Genomic DNA, 13,467 nt, shown 5'->3' on the forward strand with positions numbered 1-13,467 from the left:
ACCTCTGGGCTCTACGCCACACGAAAATGATCACGCCAGAACGGTGGCAGCCAGGCCTCGAAATCCCCGACCTCGAATCACCAGGCCCACGAGCGGTGATCACTTTCGACGACGGACATGACCGTGGCCGTGTCCCATGCGGCCGGCTCCCGGCGGCCACGTATGCCGAGGACAGTTTCGCCCCTGGTGCGCCACCGCCGCGCCATCCCGAACATCGTCCGTCGCAGTGCCGAACAATTTCGGGAAATTCTGCGGAATGATCCACCGTATCCGCCTACACGTCGGCGGGCTGCCATCCGCCTCCGTGTTGCCGGTCCGGCGGTGCACCCGGTAACGGCATCCGGCGGTACCAACTTACCGAGGCGGGCGTGCATGGATCGGTAAGGCATTCAGGGTCTGGTCGGATGGATGGCAACAACGTTGTCCGGCGTGGGCCGAGGTCTGCCTGGGGTGTCGGTCTGGCGGGTAAAGACGGCGACGGCGAGGGTGAGGTGTGTTATCTGGCGTTGGAGGTCGTCGATTTCCGCGTTCTGATTGGCGATGGTTCTCGTGAGTCTGGCTATAGTTTCTCGGAGTCCCGTTTTCGTTTTGGGGGTCTGATTGGTCTCGTTGCGGACACGTTTGTAGAAATGGTTCTTGAGGTCGGCGTAGCGTTTGATGAGCGCCATGCGGTGGACGCCCGCCGCGGCGGCGAGGGCGACGATGGTAAGGCTGCCGTTGGAGGAAGTGGCCTGGCCGGTCAGGAGGCGGTCGATGACCTGGTGGATGCGGGTGCGCTCGTCCTGTTGTTGTGGGTCCTGATGCTGGTTCATGTCCTGGCCTGGCCTCGGCGGGGTGGGCGGTGGTGTCATGAATGTCGGCGAGGGTGCGTAGGCGGTCTGCGTTGTGGTGCAGGCGCCTGTCGAGGGGCTCGGGGCTGTGGGCGGCGAGGTCGTCGATTTTCTGGGCGTTGTCGCGCAGGAGGCGGGCGTGGGTGTCGGTGCGCACGGCGTTGCCGCAGCCGGGTGCGCAGTCGTACTGGTTGGGCGCGGTGGCGTCGAGTGTCGGGTCGCACAAGGCGGTGTCGCGTTTGAACACGCAGATCAGGTGGGCGTCGGGATTGTCGAACAGGATCAGGCCGTCGCGGTCGAGGAACGCCGCGGCCTTGCGGGCGAAGGTCCAGGGGACGATGCGGCCTTCGAAGCGGGGTGTGGTGGCTGCGGCGGTGAGGGCGCGTCGGGCGGCGGGCCCGGAGACCTTCTCGCCGGCGGCGAGGCGGTCGCGCAGGCGGGCGGCGGTGTCGGCGGCGGCGAGGGCGGTTTCGACGTCGAGGACGCCGTGGATGCCGCGGCGGGCGCGGGTGGCGTAGCCGGTGGAGGTACGGGCGTCCAGGACGGTGCGCATGTGGCCGTACTGGACGGCCAGGGCGATCAGGCCACCAGGTCGGCGGGCAATGTGCCAGGCCAGGGTGCGACGGAATCTGGTCAGGCTGATCGTCCCGCCGGGGTCATCCGGGATGTGCTGGTGGGGCAACCCCTGGGCGGTGGCCTCCCTCTTCGCCCAGAGCACGAAGTCGTCGATCCTCTGGCTCAGCGTGTCGGCTTTGAGCGCGCCGGACAGGCCGCGGCGGCGGGTGACGTCGTGGTGGGCGGCGCTGAACAGCAGTTCGCCGTCGGGCACGATGCGTTCCAAGACGCGGATGGCGTGCACCACGGGCGTGATGGCGACCCAGGGAAGCTCGCGTTCCTCGTCGGCGGAGAGGTGGTTGCCGTCCTCGTCGGTGACGTTCTTGTAGTGGTGGCCCCGGATCAGGTGCGGTCCGGTCGTGTCGACGGGTTCCGTGCAGCATCCGGATCGCAGGCCCTGTACTTCTTGTGGACGCATCCCTGTCAGGTACAGGCAGATGATCATGGCGGCGGTGCCGAGGTGGCGCATCAGCGTGGTGGCCTCGGTGAAGTCGATCCGCTCGCGCCACGGATGTCCTTCGATGTGTCCGGTCACCGGTACCGGCAGCGGACACGGGCCCGGTCGCTGTGCCACCAGCGCGGCGAGTCCGTGTCGTCGGGCGAATCGGTCGACCTGCATCGGGCTGGCTCCGGTGGTGGCGGCGATGAACGCCTGGGCCGGCGCGTGCACGCCCTTGTGCTGCACAGCGGGCAGAGGGCTGCCGCTCTGTATGAGAGGCGACAGGTAGGCCTCCAGCGCGGCACGGCCCGCGGGGGTGGAGGCGGTGGCGGCGGCGAGGCCGGTCAGGCGGTTCCTCTCGGTCCAGGCGGCCAGGATGTCGTCGGCGAAGTTTTCGACCATCTGCATCGCCCACGTCAACAGCGGCCCGATGACGTGCGGATCCAGTGGCTCGGTCGTGTTCTCCCCACCGGCCTCGCCGCTCGCGGCGGGAAGATGGTCGTCGACGCCGTCCACCTCCCACACCGGGCGGGTGACTCCGGTCGGGTGGGCGGTGAGCCCGTCGAATGCCCACAGATCGGTCAACCGGCTGAGCATGAGCCCCGCGGGGCCGCGACCGATGCCACCGGATCGACGGTGCTCGGCGTAGGCTGCCCAGTCGTCCCCGGCGCATGCCGCGAGGTCGCCGATGCCGCGGGCGTGCAGCCAGCGGGCCAGCCGCATCCACTCCAGGCACGTGTCACGTTGCTCGCCGGCCGAGGTGCGGGCGCGGGCCCGGTGTCCTCGCGTCTTGAGCTGGGTGGGACGCAATTGCCCGTTGATCATGGTCCACGCAATCCGCTTCACATGGTTGCGCAACGGTGCGGGACAGTTCTTCCAGTGAACCGATACCAGCCCGGTGGAGGGATTGTCGATGAGCGGGGCGAGCGACCACACCATGTCCCGGTAGCGGGAGCTGGGGTGAACGTTGCCGGGGCTGATCCAGCGGGGTAGCACGACCGGGGAGTCGCCGGCGGGCATCGGCAATACGTACGGGTCGTCCGCGGCGGGGGCGGTCATGGGGCGAGATCGCCTTTCATCAGCAGGTCCACGACGACGCGGTCGGTGTCGTCGACTTTGGTCAGGGCGGAGTTCCACGGGACAGGACCGACCTGGTCACGAAAATCGGCCAACCGCAACAGATGATCACGCCAGCGCCGGTCCCAGACGTACCGCAATCCTGGATCGCAGGTGCCTGAGACGCTTCTGAACACGTGACGTATCCCGTGTTAGGTGATCGCTCGCTGTTACCGCTAGCCTCCCGAACATGACTTCCCGTATTCAGATGAATACGGGATCTGTCACGGGTTTGGGTGTTGGAATTCATGCTGATCTGGCGCGTGACCTCCGACGAGGCGTGGACCAACCTCGGCGACATCGACTTCGACCAGATGCTCGAGACCGTCGGCAAGTTCAACGAAGAGCTCATCAACGCCGGTGTGCTGATCGCCGCCGAGGGCCTCGCCCCGGCCGAGGAGGGTGTGGTCGTCGACTCTCCTCCGAACCGCCGGTCGTCACCGACGGCCCGTACGGGGAGACCAAGGAGCTGTTCAACGGCTTCTACCTGATCAGCGTCCCCGGCATCGAGGACGCCGTCGAATGGGCCAAGCGCACCCCGATGACCGCCGCCGGGTTCAAGACCGAGATCCGCCGCGTCACGACGATCGACGAGTTCCCGCAGGACAACGAGTGGATCAAGAAGGAACGGGCCTGGCGCGAGTCCACCGGCCAGCTCTGATCTGATAGGTCCATGAGCAGCGGTGACCCCACGGGACGCAAGGCCGTCGCGGCGGTGTGGCGCATCGACTCCGCGAGGATCATCGGTGCGCTCACCCGCTACACCGGTGACTTCGCGCTCGCCGAGGACCTCGCGCAGGAAGCGCTGGCCGGGGCGCTGGTGACCTGGCCGCGCGAGGGCGTGCCGGCCAACCCGGCGGGGTGGCTGCTCACCGTCGGGCGGCGGCGTGCGATCGACGCGTTCCGCCGCCGCAGCACCCGTGACGAGAAGTACGCCGCCCTGGCGCACCACCTGCCCGAGGGCGGCGCTCTCACCGGCGCCACCGAACCCGGACCGGCGCCCGACGACGTGCTGTGGGACCCCGACCAGATCGACGACGACACCCTCGCGCTGATGTTCACCTCGTGCCACCCGGTGCTGTCGCGGGAGGCCGCGGTGGCGCTGACGCTGCGCGTGATCGGCGGTCTGACCAGCGACGAGATCGCCCGGGCGTTCCTGGTGCCCACGGCGACGGTGCAGGCCCGCATCACCCGCGCCAAGAAGACCCTCGGCGCGGCGAACGTGCCGTTCGAGGTGCCGCCGGCCGGCGAACGCCCGGCGCGGCTCGCCCCGGTGCTCTCGGTCGTCTACCTGATCTTCACCGAGGGCTCCTCCGCCAGCTCCGGGGACGAGGTCATCCGCTTCGACCTGGCCGGGGAGGCGCAGCGGCTCGCGCGCATCCTGTCACGGCTGATGCCCGGCGAACCCGAGGTGCACAGCCTGCTCGCCCTGCTGGAACTGACCGGCGCCCGCTTCCCGGCCCGCCGCGGCCCCGGCGGGGAGACCGTGCTGCTGCAGGATCAGGACCGGCGGCGCTGGGACCGCTCCGCCATCGCCCGCGGCCGTGCCGCGCTGGCGAGAGCCGCCGAGGCGGGCCGCGGCTACGGCTACTACGGGCTGCAGGCCGCGATCGCCGAGTGCCACGCGCTGGCCGGGTCGGTCGAGGAGACGGACTGGGACCGCATCGTCGCCCTCTACGACGGCCTGAACAAGCTCGCCCCGTCACCGGTCGTGGACCTCAACCGCGCGGTCGCCGTCTCCATGGCCCGGGGACCCGCCGCCGCGCTGCCGCTGGTCGACGCGCTGGCGGCCGGTGAGGCGTTCAAGGGCTCCCACCAACTGCCGGGCGTGCGCGGCGAGCTGCTGCGCCGCCTCGGCCGCCGCGACGAGGCCCGCGCGGCGCTGGAACAGGCGATTGCGTTGTGCGGCAACGAACGCGAACGCGCGGCGCTGACCGGGAAACTGGCGCAGCTCTGATCACCTGACCACGCGGGGTGAACCTCAAATCCGTTAGGGCGACATCAGTGGCACTCGACCGGGTGACGCGGGAATGATGTTGTGATGCACTCGCTGCCCGCCACCGTGGCCTCCGCGCTCGCCGAGGCCGACAGCGAGAGCGCCGACTGGCCCGCCCAGTGGCGGGCGCTCACCGCCGTGTCGGTCGAGCTGCAGTCGCTGCTGGTCACCGACCCCGGACCGGAGCTCGTCGCGCTGATCGAGCAGATCGTCACCCAGCTCGCGGACGGGGTCGCCGCGAGCCGGCGGCACCGGGTGGAGCTGGCCGAGCTGGCCCACCGCGTGCTCGACACCCACGCCCGCGCGTGCGCCGAGACCGCGGCCGACCCCGTGCGGCTCGCCGACTGGCTGCTCGACCTGCAGCTGCGGCACCCCGAAGCGCCCGACGTCGGCCTCGCCGCCTACGCGCGGGCCCTCGACGACGACGGCCTGCAGCGCTACCGCGACCGCGCCGTCGCGCTGTTCGAGCCGCTGCCGGTGATCGGGTTCGGCGAGACCGGCCGCTACGACCGTGCCCGCTGGGCGTTGCTGCGCGTCATGGAGGAGCTCGCCGAGTACACCGAGGACGTCGACCTGCAACTGCTGGTGCTGTCCAAGGACCTGTCCTCGGGCTGGCACTACCTGCAGGTGGCGACCGTGCTGCGCGACAGCGGCCGTTCCGGTGAGGCCCTGGAGTGGGTGGAGCGGGGCCTGCGCGCCGTGGGCGGCCGGGGCGCGGCGCTGCGGCTGCTCGACCTCGCCGTGGAGGAGCACGTGCGGCGAGGCGCGCCCGAGCGGGCGGTGCAGGTGTGCCGGGAGGCGTTCCTGGCCCGGCCCAGCCTCGACGTCTACCTCAAGATCCGCACGCTGGCCGTGCACACCGACCGGTGGCCGCCGCTGCGCGCGGAGCTGGTCGAGCACCTCGTGCGGGACGGCAGCCGTCTGGCGATCGAGGTCTACCGGCGCGTGGTCGAGGTGGAGCTGGCGCGCCGCGGCGTGCAGGAGCAGGACGTGGTCGTGGAATGGCTGCGGCAACTGCGCGGTCTGCAGCCCGACGCGTTCGCCGACTACCTCGACCACATCAAGTCGCGGCACGTGGCGGACCGGGAGCTGCTCGACGAGTTGTCGCGCCGCGGGTTCTGATCCTTCCCGCTTCGGATGGCGCGTCTTCGCAAGATCCTAGTTCGCATGACCGAGGCCGGAGGGGGTTCGGTCCGCCCACGGCCGGGCGCGCTCCAGCTGGGCGGAGACCGACAGCAGCGTGCACTCGTCGTGCTGGCGGCCCACGAGCTGCACCGCGAGCGGCAGCCCCGACGAGGTGCGCCCGGCGGGAACGGACGCGGCGGGGTTGCCGACGATGTTCCACAGCGGCAGGAACGTGGTGTAGCGGGCGGCCGCGAGCAGGGCGGTGACGACGTCGCGGCCGTCCCACTCGCCGACGCGGATCGGCGGACGGGTCAGCGCCGGGGTCAGCAACACGTCGACGGAGGCGAACACCCGGTTCGCGTACGCCGTGAGCGCCGTGTCGGACCCGGTGGCCCACCGCACCAGCCCGCGCGGCACGCGGCGTCCCAGCTCGGCGGCCGTGCGGGTGCGGGCCTCGACCAGGTCCGGGAGCTCCAGGCCCGCGCGGGCGAGGTGCGCGTTGTGCAGGTAGCGCAGCGCGAACTGCGTCGAGGCGGCGAGGTCGCGCATCGGCGGGTCCAGCCGCACGACGTCGTGGCCGAGGTCGGTGAGCAGCGCGGCGGTATCCTGCACGACGTCGCGCACCTCGTCGGCGATCGGGATGCCCGGCCCCCACGGCCGCAGCGACACCCCGATCCGCAGCCGGCCGGGGTCGGTGCGCGCGGCCTCGGTGAAGCTGGTCCGGGGCGGGTGCGCGACGTGGGCGTCACCGGGGGCGGCGCCGTGGATCTGGTCGGCGACCAGCGCCCAGTCGCCGACCGTGCGGGTGAGGGGGCCCGCGACCACGAGGCCGCCGAGCACCTGCGGTTCCGGGGCGAGGGAGACGCGGCCGCGCTGGGGCTTGAGCGCGAACAGGCCCGTCACCGCGGCGGGGATGCGCAGGGAGCCGGCGCCGTCGGTGCCGATCGCCGCCGCCGCGAGGCCCGCCGCCACGGCCGCGGCCGAGCCGCCGCTGGACCCGCCGGGGGAGTGCGTGAGCGACCACGGGTTGCGCGTCGGCCCCGCCCAACTGCTCTCGGTGTGCGGCCACAGCCCGAGCTCCGGCATGCGGGTGAGGCCGATGACCACGGCCCCGGCCGCGCGCAGCCGCGCCACGATCGCCGAGTCGGCCGGCTGCGGGGTGCGGGCGGCGTTGGTGCCCTTCGTGGTGGGCAGGCCCTCCACCGCGATGTCCTCCTTGACCGCGATCGGCACGCCCAGCAGCGGCAGGTCCTCACCCGCGGCGCGGCGCGCGTCGGCCCGCTGCGCCTGCGCCAGTGCCTGCTCGGTGAACACGAGCCGGAACGCGTTGAGCTTCGGGTCGATGCGCTCGATGCGGCGCAGGTGCTCGAGGACCAGCTCGTGCGCGGTCACCTCACCGGACCGCACGGCGTGCGCCTGCCTCGCGACCCCGGCGAAACACAGCTGCGTCAGCTCCATGAGCCGAATCCAAGCATCGACCGGTGATCCGCGGAATGGCAGTGGCCGCATGAAGGCCCGCATGAAGGGTCAACCGCGCCCAGGCGTGGCTGACCGCCGACAACGGCGGTCCCGTGCCGTAGAGCCAGACCCGGTTCTGGGGCGCGGAGGGCCGACCCGCACAAGACCGCGTACCACGCCTACGAGCAGTGCGACGTCCACGGCACCAGCCACCGGGTGGTGCGCTACGGCCTGGGCGGTGAGCAGTACGTGCCACGCCGGCCGACCAGCGTCACGGGCTGACGGGTCAGGCGCTGACGGGTCAAGCGCTGCGGCGGCCGCGGTGCTGGGCGACGGCGACGCGGTTGGCGCACCTGGTGGAGCAGAAGCGCCGTTTGCCGTTGCGGCTGGTGTCGACGAACACCGTGCCGCAGCCCTCGCGATCGCACCAGCCGATGCGTCCGGCGTCCTCGCAGAACAACGCCGCCATGCCCGCCGCGGTGTAGGCCTTGACGCGCACGTCGGTCGGCGCGTCCTCGCGGGCGTAGTGCAGGTGCGGGGCGCGGCCGTCGTGGGTGGAGATGTAGTGGGTGGTCGAGGAGCGGGCGAGCAGGTCGTTGAGCAGCCCCACGGTGGGCGCGCGGAACACCTGGCGCAGCAGCTCGACCCAGTCGCGCACGTCACGTTCCTGCCGGGCGTCGAGCGATCCGAGGGGCTTGTAGTCGGAGGCTTCCAGCAGTACGAGCAGGGGCTGGGCGGGGTCGGCGTTGACCAGCTTCGCGGCCAGTTCGGCGGCCGCCCCGCCGTAAGGGTTGAAATGCACTAGACCATGACACCAGGGTGGGGATCATGATCGCCACCTGCCCCGCCTGCCACTGGCCCTGCACCGGCGCCGTCTCCGCGCACGGCCCCGTCGCCTACGTCCGCTGCGTGTGCGGCCTGTTCCTCGTCGTGGAGAGCGGAACCGTCACCGCCACGGCCGGGACCAGCGCGTTCGCCCCGGTTCACCACACCGGTGGTGATCTTGCTAGTGTCCCGGACCGTGAGCCGTCGTGATCTGCTGTGCGACACCGCGATCCAGATCCTCGCGGTGAACGGCGGCCGGGGCCTGACCCACCGCGCGATCGACCGCGAGGCAGGCGTCCCCCTCGGCACCACCAAGAACTACTTCCCGACCCGCGAGGCGATCCTCACCGCCACCGCCGCGCGCATGACCGCCCTGCACCGCGCCGCCGTCGACCGCCTGCGCGAGACCACCCCGGCCGGCATCAGCGCCACCGACGTCGCCGAGCTCTACCCGGCCCTGCTGCGCCGCGCGGTCGCCGACGACCCCACGCAGATGCTCGCCATGGTCGAGCTGTACCTGGAGGCGGTGCGCCGGCCGGGGGTGCGCGAGGCGTTGTCGGGCATGGTGCTCGCCAACGCCGAGGCCGCCGCCACCTTGCAGCAGGCGGCGGGCCTGCCCTCCACCGTCCGCGACACCGGCCTGCTCGACGCCTACTTCCTCGGCGTGGCGATCTCCTTGCTGGCGCTGCCGCAGGAGACCCTGCGCACCGTCGGGCTCGACGACCCGTACGCGCTGGGCATCGGCGTGTTCTCCGCGACCGTGCCCGGCGCCGGCCCGCCGCCGCGGGACAGCTCAGCCGGGTCGGGCTGAGCCCGGTTCGCCGACGCCGGCGTAGCGGTCTGCCAGCTGCCGGCACGCCCGCACGAGCGCGGGCGGCTGCACCTCGGTGAGGTCGGTGTCGAACGTGGCGAGGATCCCGGCGATGCCGGCCCAGGACCAGGCGCCGAGCGTGAGGCGGCTGTGGCCGGCGTCGAGGTGTTCGACGACGGAGCCGCCCGGCGCCCAGCGGGCCGCGACGTGCGCGGGCAGGGCGAGACGGGCGGAGCCGGTGCGCTGCCAGGCCGCGGGGGTGTCGCCGCGGTCGTGGCTGCTCATGACGAAGTGCGCGATGTCGCCGCCGGGCAGCTCTCGCGGGGTGAAGCGGCGGCCGGTGGGACGCGGGTGCAGCCGGTCCACCCGGTCCACCCGCCAGCGCCGCTCGTCGAGGTCGTGGCCGATGAGGTACCACCTCCCCGCCCACACCACCAGGTGGTGGGGCTCGAGGCGGTGCGCCGCGGTGAAGTCCGGCTCACCGGGAGCGGCACGCGTCCCGTCCGGGCGCAGGACCTCCGCGACCAGGACGTGGCGCAGCCGCACGGCGGTGCCGACGGTGGTCAGCGCGGCGGGGTCGATCGAGGGCGCGGGGAACTCCCAGTAGTTGCGCAGCCTGGTCAGGCGCAGGGACTCCATCGCGGCGCGCAGCGTGTCGGGCATGGCCTGCTGCACGGTCACCAGGGCCCGCGCGGTGTCGTCCTGCAGGCCGAACACGGAGCTGGGCGCGGTCTGCAGCGCGATGGCGACCGCGAGCGCCTGGTCGTGGTCGAACAGCAACGGCGGCAGGGTGTGCCCGCTGCCGAGCCGGTACCCGCCGTCCGGGCCGCGCACGGTCACCATCGGGTAGCCGAGCTCGCGCAAGGTGTCCAGGTCGCGCCGCACGGTGCGTTCGCTGACCGCCAGGCGGTCGGCCAGGTCGCGCAGCCGCCACGTGGCCCGCGAGCCGAGCAGGGACAGCAGCCGCAGCGCGCGGTGTGACGTGGTCGCCATCGCGTCATCGTGTCAGCGGTACTGGCCGTTCGGTGTCCACTACTGCTGCCAGTGTCGCTCTCGACGGGATGTCGGCGACGGAGAGGCTGGTCGGGATATGCGCGTGGTCGTGGTCGGAGGAGGGATCGGCGGGCTCGCCCTGGGAGCGGGGCTGCGCCGAGGTGGTCACGAGGTGGCGGTGTTCGACCGCGACACCGACGTCGCCGCGACCGGCGGGTACCACATCACCCTCGACGAGCGGGCCCTGGCGGCGCTGGAGCGGCTCGTCGCGCCGCAGGTCGTGCGCCGGCTGCTGGCGTCGGCGTCGGCGTTGCGGCTGCGGGACCGCGACGTGTTCTTCGACTACCGCGGCCGCGTGCTCGGCCACGGCCCGGACCTGTCCGGCAGCGCGAGCATCGACGTCGACCGCATCACGCTGCGCACGCTGCTGGCGGACGCCGTCGGCGAGGACCTGCACCTCGGCCGGGCCGTGACGGAGGTGGGCACCGGCGGCGACGGCAGGCCGCGGGTCTGCTTCGCCGACGGCACGGCGGTCGAGGCGGACCTGGTGGTCGGCGCCGACGGAACCCACTCGGTCGTCGCCCGCCACCTGGCGGGAGCCCCGACCCACCGGCCCGCCGGCCCGCCGGGTTCTCCGGCCGCACCCGCCGCGCCGACCTCACCGCCGCCGGGCAGCGCCGCCTGGGAACGCGCTCGGCGATGGGCATCGGCCCGCGGGGCGCCGCGCTCTACGTCGGGTTCCTCGACCCGGTGGGCAACGCCGCCCTCGACGCCCCCGGTCTCAGCGCGTCGGTCACCACCGGCCCGACCTACATCTGGGGAGCGATGTTCCCCGAGTCGGCCCGGACCGCCTCGCTGCGCGACCTGCGGGGCGCCGCGCTGCGGGCCGCCCTGCTCGACCGGTTCCGCGAGCACCGGTGGGCCGGTCACACGCTGGAGGTCCTCGCGCGCGCCGACCCCATCAGCGTGGCCGCGTTCCGGTTCAACGCCGCCTCGACCCGTGCCGCCGACCTCGCGCCCTGGCCCGCCGGTCGCATCACCGCCCTGGGTGACGCCGTGCACGCCACCCCGCCCACCGCGGGCATGGGCGCCGGAGCGGCCGTGCGGGACGCCGCCGACCTGCTGGCCGAGCTGGACGCCCTGCCCGGTGCCGCGGGCGTCGCGGAGGCGGTCGGCCGTTTCGAGGCGCGGATGCGCGTGCGCGGTGCCGAGGTCCTCACGGCGGCGATGAGGACCGTGCGGCTGATCCTGGCCACCGACACCGTTCCCGGCGCCCTGGCCACCGCCGCGCTGTGCCCGCTGCTGGCCGCCGCCACCCGGCTTCGCCGCCCACCCGCCGCGCACGCCGTGGCGGCCAGGTCGTAGCAGGGCACCCACGGCGCCGGGGACCTCGCGGTCAGCGGTGGACCCGCACCCGTTGCTCGATCGCCGTCGCCACCAGCGCGATCGCGACGTCCGGTGACTTGCCGCAGCTCGCCGGGCGCGGCGGCACGGGCTGCTCGGCCAGCGACACCCGCCACTCGCGGCCGTCGGCGTGCCGCACGGTCGCGGAGTGCGCGGTCTCGGCGACGACGGTGAGCACGTCACGCGTCTCCCCGATCTTCTCGCGCACGGCGACCTCGGCGACCTGGCCGCGCGGGGTGAAGCAGGAACGGCCGCGGCACCGGTCGGCGAGGATGCCCTCGGTGACGACGCGCTCGGCCAGCCGGTGGTCGATGCGCCCGTACAGGTGACCGGTGGGCAGCAGGACACCGGTGGGTGCGAAGCGGTGCCCGCCGGTGTGCGTGCACTCCCACAGGTGCAGCGCGGTGGCGATCGGGCGGCCATACAGGGCGCAGCAGACGTCGCGTTTGCTGTTGGTGCAGATCAGCAGCAACGGGTCGTGCACCGGGGTGCCGAACGCGGTGGAGCGGCCCGCGCCCAGGGCCTCGAAGTCCAGTTCCAGCGCCTCCTCCGGGCAGGCGAGGTCGGCCTGCTCCAGCCATGATCCACCGGGCTTCGTGGAGGCCAGGTACAGGCGCCGGGTCGCGGGCACGTGGTCGTCGGCGTGGCGGCCGGGGCGGCGGATCAGCAGGATCCGCACCCCGGTTCCGGCGGCGCGGCGGGCCAGTTCGGCGCCGAGCTCGGGGTCGAGGTGGCTCTCGGTCAGCGCGTCGCGGCCCCAGGGGCCCGGCTGCTCCAGGCACAGCCACGCCGTCGCGGTCGCGGCCGTGCCGGCCAGCGGTTCCCCCGCGAAATCGGAGAGTGTCGAGCACCTCATCTGCACACTCTATACGGCCGTTCGGGTGAGGACTAAGGGCAGCCTTAGTCACAGTTCGTGGATGCCTCGAGGGCGGGCTTCACCTATCCGGCCGCGGTGAAACGAGACCGGGCGCGTGTCACGGCCGGTCCCTGCCCACCGGTTCGGCCATCCGCTGCCGCAGACCGGCTTCGAACCGGGCCGGTAGCCGGGGAACGGCTCATCCGGCTCGGCGGTGCCCGCGTCGGTGGCTCGAACGCTCTTTCCGCCCCGTCCCTCCGCTCCCGCAATAGGGTGGTCGGCATGACAACGGTGATCACCGGGGAAGCCGGGGCATCGGTGCCGCGACCGCGCGCAGGCTCGTGCGCGACGGGCACCAGGTCGTGATCAGCTACCGCCAGGCAGCAGACGAGGCCCGCGCACTGGAACAGGAGCTCGGTGTGCTGGCGGTGCGGGCCGACACCGCGGACGAGGACGACGTGGTGCGCCTGTTCGACGCGGCCGGCGACGACATCACCGGCGTGGTCAACAACGCGGGCATCACCTCCCCGTCCGGCCCGCTGGCCGAGCTGCGCACCGAGGACCTGCGCCGCGTCGTGGACGTGAACGTCATCGGAGCGATCCTCGTCGCCCGCGAGGCCGCGCGGCGCATGACCCGCGGCGCGATCGTGAACGTGTCCTCCGGCGCGGCGACGCTGGGCAGCCCGGGGGAGTACGTGCACTACGCCGCCACCAAGGCCGCCGTCGACGCGCTGACGATCGGCCTGGGCAAGGAGCTCGCGCCGCGCGGCATCCGCGTCAACGGCGTGCAGCCCGGCACCGTCCGCACCGACATCCACCGGCTCTCCGGCCAGCCCGACCGCCCCGACCGCGTCGCCGGGCGGGTGCCCCTGGGCCGTCCCGGCGAGGTGGAGGAGATCGCGAACGCCATCGCCTGGCTGCTCTCGGACGAGGCCTCCTACGCCACGGGCTCGATCCTGCGGGTGACCGGCGGAACGTGACCGCGCGCTCTGCACCCGT

12 protein-coding genes and 2 pseudogenes are annotated in these 13,467 nt (G+C 72.8%); 8 read left to right on the plus strand and 6 right to left on the minus strand.

Annotated elements, in window-relative coordinates:
• Window positions 1-354: 354 nt before the first annotated feature.
• Window positions 355-2,943, minus strand: a complete 2,589-nt coding sequence (locus BLQ91_RS26340) for a hypothetical protein (protein WP_218130413.1) — start codon at window positions 2,941-2,943, stop codon at window positions 355-357.
• The gene (locus BLQ91_RS40500; RefSeq protein WP_143022821.1) at window positions 2,940-3,137 is read right to left on the minus strand and encodes a hypothetical protein; all 198 of its coding nucleotides are present in this window, start codon (window positions 3,135-3,137) and stop codon (window positions 2,940-2,942) included. The genes BLQ91_RS26340 and BLQ91_RS40500 overlap by 4 nt, the downstream gene beginning before the upstream one ends.
• Before the next feature lie 102 nt (window positions 3,138-3,239).
• On the opposite strand from BLQ91_RS40500, the pseudogene BLQ91_RS26345 reads away from it, so the two are divergent.
• From BLQ91_RS26345 to BLQ91_RS26355, 3 genes and pseudogenes are all read left to right on the plus strand, one after another.
• Window positions 3,240-3,661 (plus strand): annotated as a pseudogene (locus tag BLQ91_RS26345) (YciI family protein).
• A 12-nt stretch (window positions 3,662-3,673) separates the two neighbouring features.
• A complete protein-coding gene (locus BLQ91_RS26350) occupies window positions 3,674-4,957 on the plus strand; it encodes an RNA polymerase sigma factor (RefSeq protein ID WP_090100861.1) in 1,284 nt (427 codons plus the stop codon).
• Between the two features lie 84 nt (window positions 4,958-5,041).
• The gene (locus tag BLQ91_RS26355; protein ID WP_143022822.1) at window positions 5,042-6,118 is read left to right on the plus strand and encodes a hypothetical protein; all 1,077 of its coding nucleotides are present in this window, start codon (window positions 5,042-5,044) and stop codon (window positions 6,116-6,118) included.
• A gap of 36 nt (window positions 6,119-6,154) precedes the next feature.
• Here BLQ91_RS26355 and BLQ91_RS26360 read toward each other — a convergent pair whose 3' ends face one another.
• Entirely contained in the window at window positions 6,155-7,579 is a 1,425-nt protein-coding gene (locus BLQ91_RS26360; RefSeq protein ID WP_090100863.1) for an amidase family protein, read from the minus strand.
• Between the two features lie 301 nt (window positions 7,580-7,880).
• Window positions 7,881-8,381, minus strand: coding sequence for a CGNR zinc finger domain-containing protein (locus BLQ91_RS26365; RefSeq protein ID WP_090100864.1), 501 nt, complete (start codon window positions 8,379-8,381; stop codon window positions 7,881-7,883).
• Window positions 8,382-8,407: 26 nt separating this feature from the next.
• Between BLQ91_RS26365 and BLQ91_RS40505 the strand changes: the two genes are divergently transcribed.
• Complete coding sequence (locus tag BLQ91_RS40505) at window positions 8,408-8,614, plus strand: hypothetical protein (RefSeq protein ID WP_143022823.1); 207 nt, start codon at window positions 8,408-8,410, stop codon at window positions 8,612-8,614.
• Window positions 8,601-9,215 carry a TetR/AcrR family transcriptional regulator gene (locus BLQ91_RS26370; protein WP_245733819.1) on the plus strand — a complete coding sequence of 205 codons (615 nt, stop codon included), beginning with the start codon at window positions 8,601-8,603 and terminating at the stop codon, window positions 9,213-9,215. The genes BLQ91_RS40505 and BLQ91_RS26370 overlap by 14 nt, the downstream gene beginning before the upstream one ends.
• Here BLQ91_RS26370 and BLQ91_RS26375 read toward each other — a convergent pair.
• The gene (locus tag BLQ91_RS26375; protein WP_090100865.1) at window positions 9,198-10,208 is read right to left on the minus strand and encodes a helix-turn-helix transcriptional regulator; all 1,011 of its coding nucleotides are present in this window, start codon (window positions 10,206-10,208) and stop codon (window positions 9,198-9,200) included. The genes BLQ91_RS26370 and BLQ91_RS26375 overlap by 18 nt on opposite strands.
• Before the next feature lie 97 nt (window positions 10,209-10,305).
• On the opposite strand from BLQ91_RS26375, the pseudogene BLQ91_RS43835 reads away from it, so the two are divergent.
• Window positions 10,306-10,740, plus strand: a pseudogene (locus BLQ91_RS43835) (NAD(P)-binding protein); the annotation flags it as partial.
• Between the two features lie 167 nt (window positions 10,741-10,907).
• Window positions 10,908-11,573: an FAD-dependent oxidoreductase gene (locus BLQ91_RS42185; protein WP_218130415.1), complete on the plus strand. Its 666-nt coding sequence runs from the start codon at window positions 10,908-10,910 to the stop codon at window positions 11,571-11,573.
• A 31-nt stretch (window positions 11,574-11,604) separates the two neighbouring features.
• Here BLQ91_RS42185 and BLQ91_RS26385 read toward each other — a convergent pair whose 3' ends face one another.
• Window positions 11,605-12,468 carry a ferredoxin family protein gene (locus tag BLQ91_RS26385; RefSeq protein ID WP_090101151.1) on the minus strand — a complete coding sequence of 288 codons (864 nt, stop codon included), beginning with the start codon at window positions 12,466-12,468 and terminating at the stop codon, window positions 11,605-11,607.
• A 314-nt stretch (window positions 12,469-12,782) separates the two neighbouring features.
• On the opposite strand from BLQ91_RS26385, the gene BLQ91_RS26390 reads away from it, so the two are divergent.
• The gene (locus tag BLQ91_RS26390; RefSeq protein ID WP_090100867.1) at window positions 12,783-13,448 is read left to right on the plus strand and encodes an SDR family oxidoreductase; all 666 of its coding nucleotides are present in this window, start codon (window positions 12,783-12,785) and stop codon (window positions 13,446-13,448) included.
• Window positions 13,449-13,467: the final 19 nt, after the last annotated feature.

It is taken from the genome of Lentzea jiangxiensis (assembly GCF_900104175.1).
Classification (GTDB): domain Bacteria; phylum Actinomycetota; class Actinomycetes; order Mycobacteriales; family Pseudonocardiaceae; genus Lentzea; species Lentzea jiangxiensis.

Excerpts from the sequence above, each read along its gene's own strand:
- BLQ91_RS26340 (WP_218130413.1), bottom strand. The coding sequence starts at position 2,943 with ATGACCGCCCCCGCCGCGGACGACCCGTACGTATTGCCGATGCCCGCC.
- BLQ91_RS26350 (WP_090100861.1), top strand. The coding sequence starts at position 3,674 with ATGAGCAGCGGTGACCCCACGGGACGCAAGGCCGTCGCGGCGGTGTGG.
- BLQ91_RS26355 (WP_143022822.1), top strand. The coding sequence starts at position 5,042 with ATGCACTCGCTGCCCGCCACCGTGGCCTCCGCGCTCGCCGAGGCCGAC.
- BLQ91_RS26360 (WP_090100863.1), bottom strand. The coding sequence starts at position 7,579 with ATGGAGCTGACGCAGCTGTGTTTCGCCGGGGTCGCGAGGCAGGCGCAC.
- BLQ91_RS40505 (WP_143022823.1), top strand. The coding sequence starts at position 8,408 with ATGATCGCCACCTGCCCCGCCTGCCACTGGCCCTGCACCGGCGCCGTC.
- BLQ91_RS26375 (WP_090100865.1), bottom strand. The coding sequence starts at position 10,208 with ATGGCGACCACGTCACACCGCGCGCTGCGGCTGCTGTCCCTGCTCGGC.
- BLQ91_RS42185 (WP_218130415.1), top strand. The coding sequence starts at position 10,908 with ATGGGCATCGGCCCGCGGGGCGCCGCGCTCTACGTCGGGTTCCTCGAC.
- BLQ91_RS26385 (WP_090101151.1), bottom strand. The coding sequence starts at position 12,468 with ATGAGGTGCTCGACACTCTCCGATTTCGCGGGGGAACCGCTGGCCGGC.